The sequence below is a fragment of the Massilia sp. TWP1-3-3 genome (assembly GCF_049897805.1).
Classification (GTDB): Bacteria; Pseudomonadota; Gammaproteobacteria; order Burkholderiales; family Burkholderiaceae_D; genus Telluria_A.
Map to the genome: position 1 here is coordinate 198,441 of NZ_JAFCWX010000011.1, position 22,055 is coordinate 220,495.

Below are 22,055 nucleotides of genomic sequence, written 5' to 3' on the forward strand. Positions count from 1 at the left end.
ACGCGCAAGCTTCCGGGCTTTTTTTTAACCGTTGGGTTTAAAAAAGTTATTTGTTAAACAATGGTTAAGGTATGATCCGCCTTCCATTTATTTCTTATAGTTAAATACACATGTTCATTTCGACTTTCCTGGGCCGTAGCGGCCGTTGGGCCATGGGTGCGGCGTTGGTGGCCGCCCTGGTATCCGGTTGCGGCGGCGGCGGCGGCAATGACGCGCCGGCGGCCGTCAATACGCCGCCGGTGACGACCATGCTGCTGTCCGGGATGGTCGAGGCCGGTGGTTCGGGCGCGGACGTCAGCGCCAATACGGGCGGTGAACTGATCCTGAGCGGCAGCAGCAGCGCCGACGCCAACGGCGACGCGCTGACCTACAAATGGTCGATCACCAGCAAACCTGCCACCAGCGCGCTGGTGCTGGCCGCGGACACCGCGGTCAAGCAGACGCTCGTGCCCGATGTGGCCGGCATCTACGTCATCACCTTGCGCGTGACCGACAGCAAGGGCGCTTATTCAGAGAAAAAAGTGACGATCCTGGTGCGCGACAATGCCGCGCCGGTGACCAATGTCGTCATCACCGCCGCCTATACGGGCGTGACCACGACCAGCCCCACCCAGTCGCTCAACGCCGGCGCGATCGTGGTGCTCGACGCGCGCGGCAGCAAAGATGCCGACGGCGACGTCGTCACGACCAGCTGGACGCTGCTGGAAAAACCGTCCAACAGCCTGGCCGGCTTGACCGTGGATGGCGCTGTCAGCCGCTTCGTGACTGACTTGCCCGGCCTGTACAAGGTGCGCGCCCATGGCGTGGACGAGCGCGGCGCCTACAGCGACACCATTTACGTTTTCAATGTCGACAATACCGCCCCGCAAACGGTGGTGGTGTCGTCGGCCGTCGCCCCGGGCGCCGCCGGCAATGGCAAGCTCAATGTCAACTCCGGTTATATCGTCTCGCTCGACGGCTACGGCAGCTACGATATGAACGGCGGTGCCTTGAGCATGGCCTGGAGCGTAGTGAGCAAGCCGACCGGCAGCAATGCCGTGCTGAGCAGCGCCACCGGCTACACCAGCCAGATCATCCCGGACCTGCTGGGCGAGTATGTGGTCAAGATGAGCGCCACCAATAGTGCCGGTGCGCTGAGCTCTTACCTGACCACGATTACCGTGAATAACCGCAGCCCGTTCGCCACCATTTCGACCAACGCCGCCCCGGCCGCGATCCAGACCGGCCCGGCAGTGCGCCTGCCGCTCAACACCGCCGTCACGCTGCGCGGCGCGGGTAGCGTCGACGCCGATGGCGACACGCTGACCTACGCCTGGAGCCTGACGGGCAAACCTGCCGCCAGCGCGGCAGCCTTGTCGGCCACGACCGGCGCCACGGTCCAGATGACGACCGACCTGGCCGGCAGTTATGTTGTGCTGCTGCGCGTGACGGACCCGTCGGGCGCGTTCTCGGAAAAATCGATGACCTTCCAGGCCGGCACGTTTTCCCCGGTCGCGGTGACCGACAAGAGTTTTGCCACCGTCCTGGTGGGCGGCACGGCAACGGTGTCGGGCGCGATGAGCTTTGACGACGACAGCACGGCGCTGACCTACGCCTGGGCAGTCGATTCGGCCCCGGCCGGCTCGGGCGCCGCCATTGCCGCGCCGTCGTCGCCGGCGCTGTCGTTCACCCCGGATCTGGCCGGCAATTACGTGTTGTCGCTGACCGTCAGTGATGGCGTGCACAGCAATATTGCGTATGTCACCGTGCGCGCGCTGAGCGCTTTTGCGGCCAATGTTGAATTGGCGTTCGCGCCGCTGGAGTCGCGCTACAGCAAGGGCCTCGACAAGCTGGTCATCCTGGCGACCAATCCGAATACGGTCAAGATCGTCGATCCGTTCACTGGCCTGATCAAAACCGTCCTGCTGCCGTTTCCCGGCAAGTCAGTCAGCCTGAGCCCGAACGGCAAACTGGCGGTAGTGATGCAAGAAGGCATCGTGTCGCTGGTGGACCTGGAAGCGGGCACCTTGCTGCATTCGACCAGCACCGACCAAAACTATAGCGAAGCATTGGTCAACAATGGCGCCATCGTCCAGCTGTTGGGGCGCTCCAACTACAATTCGTACGGGACGGGCGTGGCCGTGATCGACGGCCGTACCGGCGTGGACCTGACCAGCACGCTGGGCTCGACCAGTTCTTCGCTGTACGGTAACTACCGCGGCGTGTATTCGGGGCTGAAGAATCGCACCTACCTGTATGCGTCTTCGTCGTCCGGTTATATGTACTACGCCGATATCGATGCGCTGACCGGCAAGGTTGGCAACACCGGCTCGTCAGCCTACAACTATGACTATGTGTCGTCTATTTACCTGAGCGAGAACGACGACTTGCTGTTCACATCGAGTGGCGCTTATTACCGTACCGATACCCTGGTTGCCGCCGGCCGGCTGTCGTACACGGGCATGATGCAGTCGCTGAGCCATTCGGCGCACAATGAGGAAACGCTGGTCATGTCCTATGTGGCAGGCAGCTACCCGGATTACAACAGCAAGACCTACCAGTCCAGCTACAAGCGCTACGTCGGCGCCTTGTTCCAGCCGGACACCGACTTGACGCTGCCGCTGATCGCCGGCCAGCAAAGCTATGGCATCCAGATCTACCATAGCTCGACGGGCAAGCAGGTAGCGCTGGTCCAGACGGTCACCAGCCTGTCGACTGGCGCTGGCGCGAAGTTTTATGTCTTGACGCGCTAAATCGTCCTGGATTGCTAAAAGCCGGCCATCTCGCGATGGCCGGCTTTTTTTCGGCCTGAAGAATGTCGGCTTTCAAGGCATGGCGCATCTATTTGATCAAAAGCAATAAATAAGCAGTTTTGTTGAACAATTGGCAAGGTATGATCCACGCCTTATCCATTTCTCTACGTTAAAAAATATGAAATATTTCCGTATGAGCGCCTTCGGGCGACTGGCGAGCGGCGCCGCTCTTGCCATGGCCGTGCTGTCGGGATGCGGCGGCGACAGCGCGCCGGCACCGGCCGCGCGGCCCGCCGCCAACGCGGCGCCCGCGCCGACCGTGCTGCTGTCGGGCGTGTTCGAGTCGAGCGCGGTAATCGGCGCCGATGTCAGCGCGATCGCGGGCAGCAATATCAACCTGAACGGGCTTACCAGCACCGATCCTGACGGCGACGCCCTGAGCTACCGCTGGTCGATCAGCGCCAAGCCGGCCGGCAGCACGCTGGTGCTCGCCTCGAGCAGCGCCGGGGCCCGGAACGTCAAGCCCGATGTTGCCGGCAGCTATGTATTTGACCTGCGCGTGACCGATGCCAGGGGCGCCTACGCCACCAAAAGCGCGCGCATCCAGATCAAGCCGAATGCGCCTCCGGTTGCCAACATCGTCGTCACCGCAAGCTATACCGGCGCGAGCACCACCAAGCCGGCCCAGGTACTCAATGTTGGCGCGGCCGTCGTGCTCGACGCCGGCGGCAGCACCGACGCCGACGGCGACGTGGTCACCACCACCTGGACCATGCTTGAAAAGCCGGCCGCCAGCAGCGCCGCGCTCACTGTGGCCGGCGCGACGGGCCGCTTCGTGCTCGATGCCCCCGGCCAGTACAAGGTGGCCGCGCACGGCGCCGACCCCAAGGGCGCTTACAGCGACACCATCTACGTATTCCAGGCCAGCAACCGCGCCCCGCAAACCGTCGTACTGGCTTCGGTCAGCAACGAGCCGGGCGCGTCCGGCGCGAGCACCCTGTCGGCCGCCACCGGCTACACCGTCTCGCTCGACGGCGCCACTAGCGCCGATCCCGAAGGCACCAGCCTGAGCTACGCCTGGAGCATGGTCAGTAAACCCGCAGGCAGCCTGGCCACGGTCAGCGCAGCGAGCGGCGCCATCAGCCAGGTCACGCCCGACGTGCTGGGCGAGTATGTCGTCAAGCTGATTGCCACCGATAAGGCCGGGGCCGCCAGCACCTATACCACCACCATTTCTGTAAAAAATCAGCGTCCAAGCGCTGCCATCACCGGCACCGCCACCCCGCTGGCACTGCCGACCGGGCCGACCATGCGTCTGCCCCTCAAGACGCTCACCACGCTGCGCGGCACGGCCAGCGTGGACGCCGACGGCGACGCCCTGAGCTACGCGTGGAGCATGGCCAGCCAGCCGTCCGCCAGCACGGCGGTCCTGTCGTCCGGCAGCACGCCAACGGTCGAGATCACGCCCGATGTGTCGGGCAGCTACGTGGTCCTGTTGCGCGTGACCGATCCGTCCGGCGCATTTTCGGAGCAGACGGTCACGCTGGAAGTGGGCAATTACGCGCCGGTGGCCGTGATCGACAAGAGCCGCATGACGGTCTTGACGGGCGCGCCCGCCCGTGCCTCGGCCGCGCTGAGCTACGATGAAAACGGCGACAGCCTGAGCTACGCCTGGGCGATCGACGCCCGTCCCGCCGGTTCGGCCGCCGCCATCGCCGCGCCAGCCGCTGCCGCCCTGTCGTTTACGCCCGACCTGCCGGGCACGTACGTCGCTTCGGTCACGGTCAGCGATGGCAAGAGTTCGAGCATTGCGTACGTGCAGTTGCGCGCCCTGGCCGGCATCGCCAGCGCCGTCACGCTGGACTTCGTGCCCGATATCGTGCGCCAGAGCAAAGGGCTCGACAAGCTGGTCATGACGGAAAAAGGCGGCAAGTCGCTGCGCATCATTGATCCGTACACGGGCGTAAAAACCAGCGTGGTGCTGCCCGCCATGGCCAAGGCGATGCAGGTGAGCGCCGACGGCAAGCTGGCGGCAGTGCTGTACGAAGGCGCGCTGAGCCTGGTCAACCTGGAGACGGCCGCCATTGTCCAGACCTTTGCCACGAGCGGTTCCCAGACCGATGCCTTTGTCACCAACGCCGGGCGGGTCTACCTGATCGGGCAGACCGGCGGCCAGTGGGTCGATCCGGAACTGTGGGGCTTTAACGGCTATACCGGCGCCAACCTGAATATTGATGTGCCGTACGGCAATGGCACCTTTTACGGCACCCAGTACGGAACGTTTTCCGAAACGCGCCAGCGCGGCTATCTGCTCTCGCAAGGCTTGTCGCCGGCCAAGGTCACCTATTTCGACGTCGATGGCGCGAGCGGCAAGCTGATCAAGGCGGGCGATTCGCCGTACCACGGCACCTACGCGATGTCGACGCCGCTGTTCCTGTCCGACGACAGCAGTATCCTGTTCACGTCAGGCGGCAACTACTTCCGCGCAGACACGCTGCTGTACGCCGGCAAGCTGAGCGTGACCGGCGGCATCGTCTCGATGAGCCATTCGGTTGCTGCGCAGGAAGCGCTGGTGGTCGTCAGCAGCGCGCTCGGCTACGAGCCATCCTACAAGCGCTTTACGGGCGCCTTGCTGTTCCCCGACAGCGACCTGGCCCTGCCGCTGATTAACAGCGAGCAAAGCTACGGCTTGCAGGTGTTCCACGGCGCCAGCGGTGGCCACGTGGCGGTGGTGCAGACCGGCTCCAGAGCGCAAAACGCAGTCAGTGCAAAATACTTCGTGATCGCGCGCTAAGGTAGCGTCAGCTGCAAACTGGAAAGGTAAAGCCGGCCACCTCAAAAGTGGCCGGCTTTTTTTTTGCCTTGTCAGAGCGGCTGGAACACGCCGGCGCTGCGGTTCTTGGTGACGTTGTCCCAGGCGAACACTTGCCCGTTCATGGCAATGTACACGCCCGCCGGCAGGATTTGCGCGGCGGCGCTGGCAAAGCCAAGGTTGAACATGGCATCCGAATTGGCGATGGCATACGGAATCATGGCGCCGGTCAGCACGATCGTCTTTGCGGGCGCCGCCGCGCCGAGCACGGCGGCGGTCTCCTTCATGGTGTCGGTGCCGTGCACGATGACGATCGCGGTCTCAAGCGCTGCGGTGCACGCGGCGAGCACGCGCTCGCGATCGGCATCCTGCATGTCCAGCGAGTCGAGCAGCGGCAGCACTTCCAGCTGGACGGGAATGGTCATGCGGCAGCGCGCCAGCACCTCGGGCAGGTGGCTGTGGGCGAAACCCAGTGTGCCGTTCAGTTCGTTGTAATGTTTGTCGAAGGTGCCGCCGGTGGCGATGATGCGCAAGCTCATGGTGTGCGATGGTGAAGAGGAAAGAGCTTCATGATACCGTGTCGCCTGGCCCCTGTCGAAAACCACAAGGTGCGCACCGCCCTTTGCGACTGCGCTAGAATCCTTGGCTTGCGCATCGCTACACTGACTTTTTGCCCTCCGATCCCATGAAAGCCCTTGCTCCCGGAACCGTTATTTTTCACCGCCACCGCGGCTACGGCGTTATCACGCACGTCAACTTGCTGACCGGCTGGATCTCGGCGCGCTTTGGCAGCGAAGCGCGCACGCTCGATTTGAATCTCTCCACCGACGACGTGCAGCATGCCGACGGCGAAGCGATCCGCTTCCGGCGCGCCCCGCCCGAGCGCATGCCGCACGCGCGCCTGATGCAGATGGTGCGCGCGCTGCACCAGGCCGGCTACCAAAAGCTGTACCTGTACTCCTGGCCCAAGCCGTCCGGGCTGCACTGGCGCTGGCACTTGTTTACCGGCAAGCGCGACTGGATGCAGCGGCCCTGGCGCGAAGGCTGGTATGGCTCGGGCGCCGATTACAACGTCAATCCGGTGATGGGCTGGGGCGATTTGCCGGGCGCCACCACGGCCGAGCTGGTCCATGCGCTGGCCAAATTCGATCCGCAGGGGCTGGCCCAGGCGCTGGGGCGCGACGAAGATCACACGGCCTGGTTCGCAGCGGTGTGCGATGCCTTGCTGCCCGGGTATATGTACAGCCTGGACATGGAAAAGTCTACCGGCGGTCCGCTGCGCGAGACGCCGCCGGTGCCGGTGATCGCCGTGCGGGCCGGCTTGCCGCCCTACGCGGGGCCCGACATTGGCTGGCCGCCGGGCTGGGCGGGCCTGTGGACGCGCACCCACGTACTGCCGGCGCCGCCGATCAGCATCACCGGCGAACCGAAGCTGCGCGCCACATCGGATTAGCGGCTGCTGACAGGTCACTACATCGTGGCCGCGCAAAGGCGTCAGCGCTTTGCGCCATGCACGAGCCAACGTGACGCATGCGTTGGCGGAAAAGGGGAGGGCGCCGAGGCCTAACGCTTTTCCGCCCTACCTTGTTCCCCACCTTGGATGGCTGCGCAGGAACTGGAATGCGACAGCCCTTTCCGAACGCGCGCGCCAACCCTTCTTGCAACAGCTGTGTGCGCGTGGCGGATGCTGCTTCGCTCGGGACTACAAGTCCTGGCGCGGCGTCGACAGCGCCGCCGGATTGAGGATATTGCTCGGCTTTCCCGCCGCGAAATTGACGATGTTCTCGAACGCGGCCCGGAAATACAGTTCATAACTATCCTGCTCCACATACCCCAAATGCGGCGTGGCCAGCACGGTCGGAATGCGCAGCAGCGCGGCGTCCGCCCCCGGCGGCTCGCGCTGAAACACGTCGACGGCGGCAGTGCCGGGCCGCCCCGCGTGCAAGGCCGCTTCCAGCGCGCCTTCGGCCACCAGTTCGGCCCGGCTGGTATTGACGAACAGCGCGTCCGGCTTCATGCGCGTCAGGTCGGCGCCGCTGACGATGCCGCGCGTGGCGTCGACCAGGCGCAGGTGCAGCGTGAGCACGTCGGCCCGCTCGAAGAATGCCTGGCGCGAATCGGCCGCTTCAAAGCCGTCGGCCACGGCGGCAGCGCGGCTTGCGTCGCCGCCCCACACCAGCACGTGCATGCCGAACGCCTTGCCGAAGCCCGCAACCAGCTTGCCGATCTTGCCGTAGCCCCAGATGGCCAGCGTGCGCCCGCGCAGCACGCGGCCCAGGCCGTTCAATGCCGGATTGATCGATGCCGTTTGCCACAAGCCATCTTTCAGGTTGGTGGCATAGGGGACGATCTTGCGGCTGGCCGCCATGATCAAGGCCCATGTCAGTTCAGCCGGCGCGACGGGCGAACCGACACCTTCTGCAATCGCAATGCCGAACTCTGTTGCGGCGCTAACATCAATATGGCCAGCCACTTTGCCGGTCTGCGAAATGAGCTTGAGCCGGGGCAATTTGGCCAGCAGCGCGCGCGGCAGCGCGGTGCGTTCGCGGATCAGCACCAGCGCGTCGAACGGGGCCAGGCGGATCGCCAGCTGGCCCGCGCCGCGGGTCGAACTGGTGAATACCTTGACCTCGTGGCCGGCCAGCAAGCGGCTGCACGCTAGTTGCAGCGCAACGTCTTGATAGTCGTCGATAATGGCTATTTTCATGGAAGTTAGCAGAAATTAGGTAAAAATGCGTAGGTAAATAACGGGATCTCGGAGATTCGGAATAGCCTACTACAATACTCGACTATTATTACTACATTTCGCTGCAAATCGGCTGTTGGCAGGTGTACAATCGGCCCCAAAATCAGGATTTGACCTGTCAAGTCCAGCAACAATGTTCCATCAATCTTGCGATAAAAGCAAGATGTCGACATGACCGCCGTACCGCCGAGCCATCCTCCTGGAATGGATTTCCGAGCGCAAGCCACAAGCTGACGACGATCCTGCCGTGCCGGAACCAGAAAAGAATTCTTATTGGCATTGGAGGTATTATGAATCAGCCCGTCATGGGTGGCGTTGCAGCATTGAACGCACCAGCTTACATCAAGCATCAGCAACTGCTTAACTGGGTCAGCGAAACAGCCGCCCTGACCAAGCCGGCCAGCATCTACTGGTGCGACGGCTCGCAACAAGAGTACGATCGCCTGTGCGCCGAGATGGTTGCCGCCGGCACCATGAAAAAACTCAATCCCGCCAAGCGTCCCGGTTCCTACCTGGCATGCTCGGACCCGACCGACGTGGCGCGCGTGGAAGACCGTACGTTCATCTGCTCCGAAACCAAGAAACAGGCCGGTCCCACCAACAACTGGATGGCGCCGGCGGAAATGCGCAACACGCTCAATGCGCTGTTTGACGGCTGCATGGCCGGGCGCGTCATGTACGTGGTGCCGTTTTCGATGGGCCCGCTCGGTTCGCCGATCGCCCACATCGGCGTCGAGCTGTCCGATTCGCCTTATGTCGCTGTCAACATGCGCATCATGACGCGCATGGGCAAGGCCGTCTATGACGTGCTGGGCGCCGAGGGCGACTTCGTTCCCGCCATCCACACCGTTGGCGCGCCGCTTGCCGCCGGGCAAAAAGACGTGGCCTGGCCGTGCAACCCGACCAAATACATCGTGCATTACCCTGAAACGCGTGAGATCTGGTCCTACGGTTCCGGCTACGGCGGCAACGCGCTGCTGGGCAAAAAATGCTTTGCGCTGCGCATCGCCTCCAACATGGGCTTCCAGGAAGCCCAGGCCGGCGGCACCGGCTGGCTGGCCGAACACATGCTGATCCTCGGTGTCGAGTCGCCGGAAGGCAAAAAGCACTACGTGGCGGCGGCCTTCCCATCGGCCTGCGGCAAGACCAATTTCGCCATGCTGATTCCCCCCGCCAGTTTCAATGGCTGGAAAGTGACCACGATCGGCGACGACATCGCCTGGATCAAGCCGGGCGCGGACGGGCGCCTGTATGCGATCAACCCGGAAGCGGGCTACTTTGGCGTGGCCCCCGGCACCAACACCAAGACCAATTCGAACTGCATGGCGTCGATGAACGAGAACACCATCTTCACCAACGTCGCGCTGACCGACGACGGCGACGTGTGGTGGGAAGGCTTGACCAAGGAAGCGCCAGCGCACCTGGTCGACTGGCAGGGCAAGGACTGGACGGCCCAGGGCGGCACCAAGGCGTCGCACCCGAACGCGCGCTTTACCGTGGCCGCCACCCAGAACCCGGTCATCGATCCGGCCTGGGACGACCCGGCCGGCGTGCCGATTTCAGCCTTTATCTTTGGCGGACGCCGTTCCACGACCGTGCCACTGGTAACCGAAGCGCGCAACTGGGTTGAAGGCGTCTACATGGCCGCGACCATGGGCTCCGAGACCACCGCTGCCGCTGCCGGCCAGATGGGCATTGTGCGCCGCGATCCGTTCGCGATGCTGCCTTTTATCGGCTACAACATGGCCGACTATTTCCAGCACTGGCTGAACATGGGCGAGAAAATCGGCGCGCAAAATCCTGCAGCGCTGCCGAAAATCTACTGCGTCAACTGGTTCCGCACCGATGAAGCGGGCAAGTTCGTCTGGCCTGGCTTTGGCGACAATATGCGCGTGCTCAAGTGGATGCTCGAGCGGATCGAAGGCACCGCCGGCGGCAGCGAGAACGTGTTCGGCACCACCCCCAACTTTACCGACCTGAACTGGGACGGTCTCGATTTCACCCAGCAGCAGTTTGACACGATCACCTCGATCGACAAGAACGCCTGGACCGAAGAACTCAAGCTGCACACGGAGTTGTTTGAGAAGCTTGCCTACCACCTGCCACAAGAACTGGTGGCTACCAAGGCTGAACTCGAAAAGCGGCTGGCGTCATAAGCGTCCGGCAGCTCTTTGACACGGCGCGTCGTTGACGCGCCGTTTTTTTGCCTGGCGGCGGCGCCATCTACGTGCTTCCACACTGTTCAAATGTCCAGACTGTTGTTATTGGAACAAAAAGATGTCATGAATGTGTCACAACAGGCCGAAATAGTAAATCCGTATTGACAGTTGCAAGCGAGAAATGCTCAGATAACGGCACTGCGATGCCACCTCAAGTCGATGCGACCGGCGGCATGCATCCCAGTGCGATGATCGCGGCCCTGCCGAGGCGCCCACCCGGCGCTGGCGAGGGCTACCATTTCTTTTTTCCGGAGTTTGCATGTTCAAGAAAACAATCCTGGCGCACGCGCTGACCGTGGCCTTCATGGGCGCCGCCCTGACCGCGGGTGTGTCCAACCCTGCCATGGCGCAGTCGAACGCATCGGGCACCATCTTCGGCGACGCTACCGTCGGCGGCGCTTCGGTCCTGGTGCGCAACCTCGACACCAACTTGCAGCGCCGCGTGACCGCGGACGCCTCGGGCCGCTATCAGGTGACGGCGCTGCCCGTCGGCCGCTACAAGGTCGAGGTCATTCAGGGCGACAAGGTTGTCAATACCAGCGAAGTCGATGTGATCGCCGGCCAGGGCGCCTAAGCGTCCTTCGGCAGCAAGATTCAGTCCGTCAAGATCAGCGGCCTGCGTACCCGGATCGACGTCTCGAACACCAACAACGGTTCCAACTTCACGGCCAAGGAATTGGCCCGCCTGCCGATCGCTCCTAGCCTGGACGCCATCATCCAGCTGGCGCCGAACACCACGCGCCCGGATTACCGCTACCTCGGTTCCAGCTTCGGCGGCAGCGGCCCGTCGGAAAACTCGTACTACATCAACGGCTTTCCTGTCACCAATGCACTGACTGGTCTCGGTTCGTCGGAGCTGCCGTTTGGCGCGATCGCCCAGGCGCAGATCCTGACCGGCGGTTTCGGCGCGGAATTCGGCCGCTCCATCGGTGGCGTGGTCAACATTACCACCAAGAGCGGCACCAACACCTGGGAAGCGGGCGTAATGGCCAGCATCACCCCTAAAGCGCTGCGCAACAAGTACGAAGACATGTACTACGGCTATACCGGTACGGCTTCCAACAAGGGCACCGACGGCACCATCTTGCAGCGCCGCGAAAACAACACGCGCCAGGACCACCGCGAAGGCGCCTACGTGGGCGGCCCGATCATCAAGGACAAGCTGTTCATGTTCGTGGCGATCGAGCAGAACACGACCGACCAGGAGCGCGTTGCGCGCCTCAGTTCGGAAACCCCGAACGCCATCAGCAAATGGGGCTGGGGCGACGTGCAGGACAAGGCCACGCGCGCCCTGGCCAAGATCGACTGGAACATCAGCGACAGCCACCGCCTTGAATTTACCCACATCTATGACAAGGCCGAGCGCGACGCTTACTACTACGGCTACAACTACGCCACGCGCATGCATGGCTCGGCGGTCAATTCGGGCGAACACTACGTCAACGATCCGGCCAACAATACGGGCGTCGGGTCGCGCACCAACCTGATCAAGTACGTCGGCAACATCACCGAAAAGCTGACTGTCACCGCAGTAGGCGGCAAGCTGACGTCGCCGCACACCAACACCTATGACGGCTACGACGTCTACAATCCGACGTCGGCGATTCCGCAAGTGTCGTCCGTCCTCAAAACCCGTTACGTACCGCTGCTTACCTCCTATATTACCAACCAGCCAATCGCCGGCAATATCCTGCCGGCCGGATCGTATGACACCGTCAAGTCGCTGCGCCTGGATCTGGAATACAAGATGGGTGACCATACCATCCGTGTTGGCGGCGACCAGAACAAGCTCGATTCGGTCGCCGGTTTTTTCCGTGCAGGCGGTAGTACCTATACCTACCAGTTCCAGGAAAAAGCTGGTGCGGCGCCACTGGTGGGCTCGGGTCCGAACCCGATCAATATCCGCACCGTGGGCACCAGCCCGGTTGCTGCGGCCGGCTACTGGGTCAGCCAGACCATTTTCAACAGCGGCACCAAGATCGCTTCCGAGCAGACCTCGCAGTTCATCGAAGACCGCTGGCAGTTCAGCAAGAACTTGCTGATCTCGCTGGGCCTGCGCGACGAGCAGTACAAGAACATCAACAGCGAAGGCGATACCTTCCTGGACATGAAGAAGCAGTACGCGCCGCGCCTGGGCGCTGCGTGGGATGTGCACGGCGACGCGTCGCTCAAAGTATTCGGCACCGCCGGGCGCTACTACCTGCAAGTGCCGACCAGCATTTCGGTGCGCGCGCCTAGCCGCTCGATCAACACCACCCAGGCCTTCACCTACACCGGCCTGGACGCGAATGGCGCTCCGACCGGCCTGGTGGCGCTGGCAGCACCGTTCTCGGCCAATAACGAGTACAACCTGCCCAAGGATAAAACCTCGCTGGCGGCAGTGGGCTTGAAGCCCAACTACCAGGACGAGATGACGGTCGGCTTTGAAGCGGCATACTCGCCGTCGCTCAACTACGGCGCCAAGGCTACTTACCGCACGCTGCGCCAGACGCTGGACGACAACTGCGATCCGCGCATCTTCACGCGCTGGCTGGCGGTCCATCCTGAAGTCAACGCGTCGAAATTTCGCGCACCGGGCTGCAAATTCCTCAATCCCGGCGTGGCCAACGACTTCCTGATCGACTTCCAGGATGCCGACCCTGCGCTGGCCGGCAAGGTCTACACCCCGGTCCACCTGACCAAGGAAATGATCGGCCTGCCGAAGGCGGAGCGCAACTACACGGCGGTCGACCTGTTTGCCGAGCACCCGATGCGCAATGGCTGGTATGGCAAGATCAACTACACCTGGTCGCGCAGCAAGGGCAACACCGAAGGCCAGAGCCGTTCGGACAATGGCCAGAACAACCCGGGCGCCACCACCACCTGGGACCGCGCCGAATTGGCCGAGTACTCGAACGGCTTGCTGCCGAACGACCGTACGCACCAGGTTAAGGGTTTTGGTTTCTACCAGCTGACGCCGCAACTGACCGTTGGCGGCAACTTCCTGCTGGCCAGCGGCCGTCCGCTCAGCTGCATCGGCAACCACCCGACCGATACCGCCTACCAGTCGAACTACTTCTACTGCGCGGGCAAGCCGGCGCCGCGCGGTTCGCTCGGCCGCCTGCCGATCGATCGCCGGCTCGACGTGAACGTTGCGTACATGCCGGAAGCGGTCAAGGGACTGGCGCTGAAGGTGGACGTGTTTAACTTCTTCAACCGTCAGACCGTGCAGGCTTACAACGAGACCTACAACTCGGCCACCGACGTGGTCAATGCCGGCTACGGCCGTGTATCGAGCTATGCCGATCCACGCTCGGTGCGCCTGACGGCCGAGTACAACATCAAGTTCTAAGCTGCGGCCTGGCTTGATAAAAACCGCCGGCGTTTGCCGGCGGTTTTTTTTCGCCGCGCGCGTGCGCCGGTGACAAAGCGTGTACCTGTTGGCAGCCGGTTCATGGCAAGATGAGGGACCTGAACCATCAAACAAGCAATGAAACTACCCGCGGCAGTCCGCCTTTCCCTCCTGGTAGCCCTGGTGCTGTCATCCGGCGCGCACGCCGCCCCCGACAAGTCTGCCGAAGAAATCAAGCGTGGCGTCGCTGACGCCGTGCGGCGCTATGCGAACGCCATTTCGTGTCCCGGTGTGAAGGTGCGCGCGGAAGATGTGCTGGCGCTGGTGCCCGGCGAGGATGATGAGCGCCGCTTGTCCAAATACGCCGTGTTGTGGAGCGGCGACCTGGGCTGCTTCGGCGGGCCCGGGATCGAAGCGACGCATCTGGCCGTTGCGACCATCAGCAGCGGCAAATATATCGTCGACCCGCGCCTGTCGTCGCCGGTCATCGAGTTCGACAGTCCGGTGCGCTATGTCAAGCGGGTGGTCAGCTACAACGAGGACAGTTTAACCTTGCAGGGCAATGTATACGGGCCGCAGGACAAGATCGGCAACCCGACGATACCGGTGCGCTTTACCGTCAAGCTCGACGACAAGGGAAACTGGAAGATGACGGACAAGCGGGTGTTGCCGCTGGGGACCGTGGGTGGCTGAAGTTGGGGGGAGATCAAGCCCGCATCGTCGTGCGTGCAAGGTTGCCGAGGGCGAGGGTGTTGCAACACGCGCGTGTTGCAGAACATTGCGCGGCCGCTCGATGTTGCTAACCTCGAGAATACCCACTACATCGTCCTCGCGTGCGAGGCTGTAGCAGAAAGGGCAGCAGTGCCGCAGAGTTACATCGTCCTCGCGAATCGCGAGGACGATGTTGTTTGGGGTTTCTGGTTCTCAATTGTTGCGATTTTTTAGTGGCCAGTTGGTCCTAAAGTGTTTTGCAACACCCTCGTGCGCGAGGACGATGTAGGGGAATGCTATTTCAAAGCAGGGCGCCGAGATACTTGCCGGTCACGCTGGCGGGATTGTTCGCCACGTCTTCCGGCGTGCCGAAGGCGATGATCTGCCCGCCGCCGGCGCCGCCTTCCGGTCCCAGGTCCACAATCCAGTCCGCCGTCTTGATCACATCCAGGTTGTGCTCGATGATGACCAGCGTATTGCCCTGGTCGCGCAGGCGGTGGATCACCTTGAGCAGCAAATCGATGTCGTGAAAGTGCAGGCCCGTGGTCGGCTCGTCGAGGATGTACAGCGTGCGCCCCGTATCGCGCTTGGACAGCTCGAGCGACAGCTTGACGCGCTGCGCCTCGCCGCCCGACAGCGTGGTGGCGCTCTGCCCCAGCTTGATGTAACCGAGCCCCACATCGAGCAGCGTTTGCAGCTTGCGCGCGATGACCGGCACCGGCTTGAAGAATTCATGCGACTCTTCCACCGTCATGCCCAGCACTTCGGTGATGTTCTTGCCCTTGTACTGCACTTCCAGCGTTTCGCGGTTATAGCGCTTGCCGTGGCAGACGTCGCACGGCACGTACACGTCCGGTAAAAAGTGCATCTCGACCTTGATCACGCCGTCGCCCTGGCACGCTTCGCAGCGCCCGCCCTTGACGTTGAACGAGAAGCGCCCGGCGCTGTAGCCGCGCTCCTTGGCCGATGGCACGCCGGAAAACAGATCGCGGATCGGCGTGAACAGGCCCGTGTAGGTGGCCGGGTTGGAGCGCGGCGTGCGCCCGATCGGGGCCTGGTCGACCGAGATCACCTTGTCGAAGTGTTCCAGGCCGCTGATGGCATCATGCGGCGCCGGCTCGGTCTGCGAGCCGTACAGGTGGCGCGACAGGGCCGGATACAGCGTATCGTTTACCAGCGACGACTTGCCCGAACCGGACACGCCCGTCACGCACGTCATCAGCCCCACCGGCAGCTTGAGCGTGACTTTTTTCAAGTTGTTGCCGGTGGCGCCAGTGATCAGCAACTGGCGGTTCGGATCGGCCACGTGGCGCTTTTTGGGCACCGCGATCTTGAGCGAGCCGTTCAGGTACTTGGCGGTCAAGGACTTCTTGTTCTTTAAAATCTGGGCCAGCGTGCCTTCGGCGATGATTTCGCCGCCGTGCACGCCGGCGCCAATGCCCATGTCGACGATGTAGTCGGCGGTGCGGATCGCGTCTTCATCGTGCTCGACGACCAGCACGCTGTTGCCGATGTCGCGCAGGTGCTTGAGCGTTTCGATCAGGCGGTCGTTGTCGCGCTGGTGCAGGCCGATCGACGGCTCGTCAAGCACGTACATCACGCCCGTCAGGCCCGAGCCGATCTGGGAAGCCAGGCGGATGCGCTGCGCTTCGCCGCCCGACAAGGTGTCGGCGCTGCGGTCAAGCGAGAGGTAATCGAGGCCCACGTTGTTGAGGAACTTCAGGCGCGAGATGATCTCCTTGACCACGCGGTCGGCGATCTCCTTTTTGGCGCCCTTGAGGGTGAGCTTTTCAAAAAACTCTAGGCAGTCGCGCAAGGGTTTGCGCGCCACTTCATAAATGGCGCGCTGCTGCTTGCCGGTGCCGACCTTGACATGGCGCGCCTCGACGCGCAGGCGCGCGCCATCGCACGCGGGACACTGCTTTTCGTTGATGAACTTCGATAGTTCTTCCTTGACCGCCATCGAGTCGGTCTCGCGGTAGCGGCGCGTCAGGTTGGTGATCACGCCTTCGAAGGTGTGCTCGCGGATCACGGTGCGGCCACGCTCGTTGACGTAGGTGAACGGGATGCTGGTTTTGCCGGAACCGTACAGCACCGCCTTTTGCGCGTCTTCGGAGAGCTTGTCGAATGGCGTATCGATGTCGAATTCATAGAATGCGGCCAGGTTCGACAGCATCTGGAAATAAAACTGGTTGCGCCGGTCCCAGCCCTTGACGGCGCCGGAAGCGAGCGACAGGTTGGGAAAGGCGACGATGCGGCGCGGGTCGAAAAACTCGATGTGGCCCAGGCCGTCGCAGTCGGGGCAGGCGCCCATCGGGTTATTGAACGAGAACAGGCGCGGCTCAAGCTCCTGCAGCGAGTAGCCGCAGGCGGTGCAGGCGAACTTGTTCGAGTAGACATGTTCGGCGGCGCTTTCCATGTCCAGCACCACCGCGCGCCCGTCGGCCAGGCGCAGCGCCGTCTCGAAGCTCTCGGCCACGCGCTGCTTGATTTCCGGGTTGACCTTGATGCGGTCGATGACCACGTCGATGGTGTGTTTTTCGGTTTTTTTCAGCTTGGGCAGGTCGTCGATCTCGTAGATCTTGGCGGCATTGGTGCCGCTCTGGATCCGGAAGCGCACAAAGCCGTGCGCCTGCATCGCCTCGAACAAGTCGGCGTGCTCGCCCTTGCGGTTGGCCACCACGGGCGCGAGGATCATCAGCTTGGCCTCTAGCGGCATGTCGAGCACGGCGTCGACCATTTGCGAGACGGTTTGCGCGGCCAGCGCGTTTTCGGGGTGGTTGATGCAGTAGGGCGTGCCCACGCGCGCATACAACAGGCGCAGGTAGTCGTGGATTTCCGTAACCGTGCCGACGGTGGAGCGCGGGTTGTGCGAGGTGGCTTTCTGCTCGATCGAAATGGCGGGCGACAGGCCTTCGATCAGGTCGACGTCGGGCTTTTCCATCAGCTGCAGGAACTGGCGCGCATAGGCCGACAGCGACTCGACATAGCGGCGCTGGCCTTCCGCATACAAGGTGTCGAACGCCAGCGATGACTTGCCCGAGCCGGACAGGCCGGTGATCACGATCAGCTTGTTGCGCGGCAGGTCGAGATTGATGTTCTTGAGGTTGTGCGTACGTGCGCCGCGGATGCGGATCTGTTCCATGTGATGTGCCTTAAACGGGTCAGCTACTACTATAGCCGTGATTTGGAAGCGACGTTCGGCCGCCACGATTGGTATGTTCGCGGGTTCGGCAAAGGCGTTCTGATCCTGGTCAGGAAAACGTGAGGTTGAGTACTGTATATAATACCAGTATTCGTGCTTCAGGCAAACGGCCGCACGCGTTTGCTCTCCTCAGGGCGCTTCTGCCATAGGCGGTTTCCCGTCCAGCTCTGCTTGCAGTTGCAGCTTCAACTGCACCAGCTCTGGCGATGGCGGCCGGCTGACTGTCACGTACAGCAGTGCAAGGGCGGCAACGGACACAATGGCGGCCGCGGCGGCGCGCTTGGCTGCGCTGTGCTCGAAACGGGTGACGGTGAACACAGCGCCGATCAGCGCGCCGGCGAGCAGGCCGCCAACGTGGCAAGCGTTGTCCACGGCCGGGTTGAGCGCGCCCAGCACCAGGTTGATGCCGATGGTCTGGGTGAGCGGGCCGGTGAGGCGAACCGCCTCGCTTTGTTCCTTGCGCAGCCAGGCGATCAGTGCGTGAGCAAGGCAGGCGCCGGCAATACCCATCAGCGCGCCGGACGCACCGGCCGAGACCTTGAAGCTGGTGTACCACAGCGCGCTGGCCAGGCTGCCGAACAAGCCGGACAGCAGATAGATCAGCGCAAAGCGGGCGGAACCGAATTCGCGCTCGACGATACCGCCAAGCATCAGCAGCATGTAGCAGTTCAGCGCCAGGTGAATCAAGCCAAAGTGCAGGAACATGCTTGAGAGCAGGCGCCATGGTTCGCCCGTCAGTGTCAGCGGCGCAAGGTTGGCGCCCCAGCGGATCATTCCGACCGTGTCGGGCGACATCGGGTCGATGCCTTGCAACAGCTGGATGGCGAACAGGACAATGTTGAGTCCGAGAAAGACGAGAAAGACGGGGGGAGCGTAGCGCGCCGGTTGAGCAGAATTCATGGTGCCTTCGTAAAAAAATTGCTTGGTGGCAGCAGCGCCGCCAGTACGGACGGCCATGCCTATTATTGTTGCAATGTTATCATTCGTGTCGCTCTGGACGGGGAAAGTTGTCCGGCGACGGCGTCGGGAGTGTTCATTACCCGCCCTCAATTGGGGATGGCTGGCTTATAATCATCGTCTGGGAAAAAATTATTGTGCCGCGGTGACAACTGCGGTCCTACAGGAGTTATACATGGCATCAGTCAACAAAGTCATCATCGTCGGCAACCTGGGGCGCGATCCTGAGATTCGCTACATGCCAAGCGGTGACGCTATCGCCAACATCGCTGTGGCCACCTCGTACAAGTCGAAAGACAAGAACACCGGCGAGCAAAAAGAGCTGACCGAATGGCACCGTATTTCGTTTTTTGGACGCCTGGCTGAAATCGTCGGCCAGTACCTGAAAAAAGGTTCCTCGGTCTACGTCGAAGGCCGCCTGCAGACGCGCAAGTATACCGACAAGGACGGCGTCGAGAAGTACGCAACCGACATCATCGCTGAAACCATGCAAATGCTGGGCGGACGCCAGGGCATGGGCGGCGACGGCGATATGGATGAAGGCGGCTACGACGCCCCGCCGCAGCGCCAGGCACCGCAACGCCAGGCGCCGCCAGCGCCAGCGGCGCGTCCGGCGCCGAAACCGGCGCCGAATTTCTCGGATATGGATGACGACATTCCGTTTTAAATCTGGAATGTGTGTTTTTTGTTGATTGAAGCCTGTTTTCCGAGAGGAGAACAGGCTTTTTCTTTATCCGCGACACTTCAAGAACTGTTGGCGCGTCTGACGACGACAAGTTTCCTTCAATGTAGTAGATCGCTGGCAGCCATTGCAGGCAAAGTGTCCAAAGGCAGTCGGTGCAAAGTATTTCATAATCTGATGGCATTATGACTTTAAATGCCTGCGCTTACCGCCCTGCCAATTGGCGAATCTTTCTCCGAGATTGGCGTCAGCGCGAGCGGATAAGTCGGTCAGCTTGCGCAGTGCGAGCTGTTATGTCGTCGCGTCCAATTGGACGTGTCGGTATACGTGCTAAGTGGTTGATTTACCAACCCGCCCGTGGACTCAATTGTGCCGTCCAACGGATGCCCGCCTTCTCCACAGCAAAACAAACCTGTTTTCATTTACCTCAACCGTTTTTGGGATAGGAGCTACGCATTAGCTAGCGGTCGAGTATCGTTCCAATTTTAAATATTGCAGTTATGATACTATTGCAGTACACAGATACAATGATCCGCTGCCATTTTTGGGAATGTCATGAACGCAGTCGTCAATAGGCTCCTGAGCCTGATACAAGACCGCCAGCATAATCGCATCCTCCGCCTGTCGTTTCCCCGACAAGATGGTCCCCGGATGCAGCTTTTAGTTAACAGTCTCGACGCAATCGAAAGTGTGTCGCGGGATTTTGAGTATGTCGTGGAATTGTTGTCAAGCGGGGCCGACATCCCGCTCAAGGACATGCAGGGCAAGCTGCTATGTGTCGATCTGGTGCAGGCAGATGGCAGCTTGCGGCATTTCACAGGATACGTGTTCAGTTTCCGGCGGAAAGAATCCGCCGGGTCTCTGACCGTGTATGAAGCCAGGTTGGGTCCCTGGCTGAAGTATTTGAGTTTCAGGAAAGACAGCTGCCTGTTCCATGGCATGACACTGAGGCAGCAGACGGAAGAAGTCTTCGCTGAATATTCCATTTACCCGGACTGGGACTGGCAGGTCAGTGGCGAGGATCCGGTGGTGACGGAGGCCTGCCAGTTTGACGAGACGGACTTCAATTACCTCAGCCGCCGCTGGGAAGCTGCCGGATACCACTACTGGTACGAACATACCGCGCAAGGCCACCGCCTGGTGGTCAGTGATGACTCCACCGCAGCACAATCGATTGACGGTGACGCACGCGTCCTCTTTCAGCGATACGGCGGGGTGAACGAAGAGAATTCGATCAGCGAATGGTCGCCCATGCGTTACTTCTCCGCGGCGAATGTTGCTCTGAGCGCGGCCGACTTCAAAAAACCCGGCCAGATGATCGCATCAATGCCTACGGTGAACAATCAGGGGGATGTACCGTTTGTCGAGTCCTATGAATACGCGGGCGCGTACGCATTCAAGAATAGGATCGACGGCGATGCGCTGGCCCGATTGCGGATGGAAGAAATCGAGGCCGTGTGCAAGCTGATTGACGCCGAAGGGAGCAATCGTGCACTGCAGCCCGGCCGTGCATTTCAGCTGGTGCACTACGCAAACCTTTATGAATTCGCCGAAGAGGCAGGGCGCAATCAGTTCCTTATTCTTTCGGTGCACCATACCGCAACGAACAACTATCTTCACGCCACCGCCGAGGCGCCGTACTACCGCAACAGGCTCTCGTGCACCCGCCTTGATATCGCCTGGCGGCCCGGGCGTGGATTCAATAGCGTGGCCACCAGGATGAACGGGCCGCAGACCGCAACTGTCGTCGGGCCGAACGGTCCCGACAGCATCTATACCGATGAATACGGTCGAATTCGCGTCCAGTTTCACTGGGACAGACTAGGCCAGGCCGACGAGAACAGTTCGGCATGGATACGGGTCACCAGTGCGTTTGCCGGTGCTGAACTGGGAGCGATGGCGATACCGCGCGTCGGCTCTGAGGTGGTCGTCCAGTGGCTGGACGGAAACCCAGACCGGCCCATCGTGACCGGCGCCGTCGTCAATGAAGCAAACATGCCTCCCTGGAGGTTGCCTACACAGCAATCGCTCACCGGGTTGCGCAGCCGCGAACTAGCGCCAGACGAGGGCAACGCGGCCGGAGGGCGCAGTAATCATCTGGTGCTGGATGATACATACGATCATATCCAGGCGCAGTTAAAGAGCGATCATGAATGCAGTCAACTGTCGCTTGGGCATATTAGCCGCATCGAGGATAACAGGGGCCGCAAGGATAGCCGAGGTGAAGGTTGGGAGATAGCCACCAATGCATGGGGCGTGGCACGGGCCGGCCGCGGCATGCTGTTGACGACTGAGCGACGTGAAAATGCCCAATCCCATATGAAGGATATGGGGGAGACCACGGATCGTCTGGCGGCAGCCTTCGATGAGCACAGTGACCTGGCACGCTTGGCAGCCCTCCACGGTGCGCAAGACGAGCAGGCGCATCAGGCGGAGGTGGCAACCCATTTGAACGCCGTCCACCAGACGATAGCGGGTGGCCTTGACGCCAAACCTGACATTCCATTTCCCGAACTGAAGGCGCCACATCTAGTGTAGTGCTGTTGACGCTGACCGAAAATTGACCCACCTACAGGGGGTATGCTGATCGAAAATTGACCCAGGTGTTCTACTGCTCCTGCCCACATTTTGGGCAGGAGAAAAAAAGGTGATCACCATGG

The 22,055-nt window shown here is 61.6% G+C and carries 13 protein-coding genes; 9 read left to right on the forward strand and 4 right to left on the reverse strand.

From position 1 onward, the window contains the following. Positions 1-110 precede the first annotated feature (110 nt). Both ACP7D4_RS13835 and ACP7D4_RS13840 read left to right on the forward strand, forming a co-directional pair. The gene (locus tag ACP7D4_RS13835) at positions 111-2,732 is read left to right on the forward strand and encodes a PKD domain-containing protein (RefSeq protein ID WP_426209598.1); all 2,622 of its coding nucleotides are present in this window, start codon (positions 111-113) and stop codon (positions 2,730-2,732) included. A 178-nt stretch (positions 2,733-2,910) separates the two neighbouring features. Next, positions 2,911-5,526: a PKD domain-containing protein gene (locus ACP7D4_RS13840; RefSeq protein ID WP_426209600.1), complete on the forward strand. Its 2,616-nt coding sequence runs from the start codon at positions 2,911-2,913 to the stop codon at positions 5,524-5,526. Between the two features lie 71 nt (positions 5,527-5,597). On the opposite strand, the gene ACP7D4_RS13845 is transcribed toward ACP7D4_RS13840, so the two are convergent. Further along, positions 5,598-6,083 carry an asparaginase domain-containing protein gene (locus ACP7D4_RS13845; protein WP_426103651.1) on the reverse strand — a complete coding sequence of 162 codons (486 nt, stop codon included), beginning with the start codon at positions 6,081-6,083 and terminating at the stop codon, positions 5,598-5,600. 146 nt (positions 6,084-6,229) lie between these two features. Here ACP7D4_RS13845 and ACP7D4_RS13850 point away from each other — a divergent pair, with 146 nt between their 5' ends. After that, on the forward strand, positions 6,230-6,997 hold the full coding sequence (locus tag ACP7D4_RS13850) for an L-asparaginase (RefSeq protein ID WP_426103650.1): 768 nt from the start codon (positions 6,230-6,232) through the stop codon (positions 6,995-6,997). Between the two features lie 249 nt (positions 6,998-7,246). Here ACP7D4_RS13850 and ACP7D4_RS13855 read toward each other — a convergent pair whose 3' ends face one another. Then, positions 7,247-8,251, reverse strand: coding sequence for a D-2-hydroxyacid dehydrogenase family protein (locus tag ACP7D4_RS13855; RefSeq protein WP_426209602.1), 1,005 nt, complete (start codon positions 8,249-8,251; stop codon positions 7,247-7,249). Between the two features lie 329 nt (positions 8,252-8,580). On the opposite strand from ACP7D4_RS13855, the gene ACP7D4_RS13860 reads away from it, so the two are divergent. The 4 genes from ACP7D4_RS13860 (at position 8,581) to ACP7D4_RS13875 (ending at position 14,533) form a co-directional block, all read left to right on the forward strand. Beyond that, positions 8,581-10,446, forward strand: coding sequence for a phosphoenolpyruvate carboxykinase (GTP) (locus tag ACP7D4_RS13860; RefSeq protein WP_426209604.1), 1,866 nt, complete (start codon positions 8,581-8,583; stop codon positions 10,444-10,446). A gap of 322 nt (positions 10,447-10,768) precedes the next feature. Further along, positions 10,769-11,083 (forward strand): carboxypeptidase-like regulatory domain-containing protein, encoded by a 315-nt coding sequence (locus ACP7D4_RS13865; protein WP_426209605.1) that lies wholly within the window; start codon positions 10,769-10,771, stop codon positions 11,081-11,083. A 54-nt stretch (positions 11,084-11,137) separates the two neighbouring features. After that, a complete protein-coding gene (locus tag ACP7D4_RS13870) occupies positions 11,138-13,840 on the forward strand; it encodes a TonB-dependent receptor plug domain-containing protein (RefSeq protein WP_426209615.1) in 2,703 nt (900 codons plus the stop codon). A gap of 138 nt (positions 13,841-13,978) precedes the next feature. Further along, entirely contained in the window at positions 13,979-14,533 is a 555-nt protein-coding gene (locus tag ACP7D4_RS13875) for a hypothetical protein (RefSeq protein WP_426103646.1), read from the forward strand. A gap of 319 nt (positions 14,534-14,852) precedes the next feature. Here ACP7D4_RS13875 and uvrA read toward each other — a convergent pair whose 3' ends face one another. Both uvrA and ACP7D4_RS13885 read right to left on the reverse strand, forming a co-directional pair. Continuing rightward, positions 14,853-17,696: an excinuclease ABC subunit UvrA gene (gene uvrA, locus ACP7D4_RS13880; protein WP_426103645.1), complete on the reverse strand. Its 2,844-nt coding sequence runs from the start codon at positions 17,694-17,696 to the stop codon at positions 14,853-14,855. Positions 17,697-17,885: 189 nt separating this feature from the next. After that, positions 17,886-18,656, reverse strand: a complete 771-nt coding sequence (locus ACP7D4_RS13885) for a rhomboid family intramembrane serine protease (RefSeq protein ID WP_426103644.1) — start codon at positions 18,654-18,656, stop codon at positions 17,886-17,888. Between the two features lie 232 nt (positions 18,657-18,888). On the opposite strand from ACP7D4_RS13885, the gene ssb reads away from it, so the two are divergent. Then, positions 18,889-19,380, forward strand: coding sequence for a single-stranded DNA-binding protein (gene ssb / locus ACP7D4_RS13890; protein WP_426103643.1), 492 nt, complete (start codon positions 18,889-18,891; stop codon positions 19,378-19,380). Between the two features lie 570 nt (positions 19,381-19,950). Then, positions 19,951-21,933, forward strand: coding sequence for a type VI secretion system Vgr family protein (locus tag ACP7D4_RS13895; protein ID WP_426209607.1), 1,983 nt, complete (start codon positions 19,951-19,953; stop codon positions 21,931-21,933). Positions 21,934-22,055 lie beyond the last annotated feature (122 nt).

What these genes read in the sequence shown, in the direction of transcription:
- ssb (WP_426103643.1), top strand. Translation starts at nt 18,889, where the DNA reads ATGGCATCAGTCAACAAAGTCATCATCGTCGGCAACCTGGGGCGCGAT.
- uvrA (WP_426103645.1), bottom strand. Translation starts at nt 17,696, where the DNA reads ATGGAACAGATCCGCATCCGCGGCGCACGTACGCACAACCTCAAGAAC.
- ACP7D4_RS13855 (WP_426209602.1), bottom strand. Translation starts at nt 8,251, where the DNA reads ATGAAAATAGCCATTATCGACGACTATCAAGACGTTGCGCTGCAACTA.
- ACP7D4_RS13845 (WP_426103651.1), bottom strand. Translation starts at nt 6,083, where the DNA reads ATGAGCTTGCGCATCATCGCCACCGGCGGCACCTTCGACAAACATTAC.
- ACP7D4_RS13835 (WP_426209598.1), top strand. Translation starts at nt 111, where the DNA reads ATGTTCATTTCGACTTTCCTGGGCCGTAGCGGCCGTTGGGCCATGGGT.
- ACP7D4_RS13885 (WP_426103644.1), bottom strand. Translation starts at nt 18,656, where the DNA reads ATGAATTCTGCTCAACCGGCGCGCTACGCTCCCCCCGTCTTTCTCGTC.
- ACP7D4_RS13840 (WP_426209600.1), top strand. Translation starts at nt 2,911, where the DNA reads ATGAAATATTTCCGTATGAGCGCCTTCGGGCGACTGGCGAGCGGCGCC.
- ACP7D4_RS13865 (WP_426209605.1), top strand. Translation starts at nt 10,769, where the DNA reads ATGTTCAAGAAAACAATCCTGGCGCACGCGCTGACCGTGGCCTTCATG.
- ACP7D4_RS13860 (WP_426209604.1), top strand. Translation starts at nt 8,581, where the DNA reads ATGAATCAGCCCGTCATGGGTGGCGTTGCAGCATTGAACGCACCAGCT.
- ACP7D4_RS13895 (WP_426209607.1), top strand. Translation starts at nt 19,951, where the DNA reads ATGAACGCAGTCGTCAATAGGCTCCTGAGCCTGATACAAGACCGCCAG.
- ACP7D4_RS13850 (WP_426103650.1), top strand. Translation starts at nt 6,230, where the DNA reads ATGAAAGCCCTTGCTCCCGGAACCGTTATTTTTCACCGCCACCGCGGC.
- ACP7D4_RS13875 (WP_426103646.1), top strand. Translation starts at nt 13,979, where the DNA reads ATGAAACTACCCGCGGCAGTCCGCCTTTCCCTCCTGGTAGCCCTGGTG.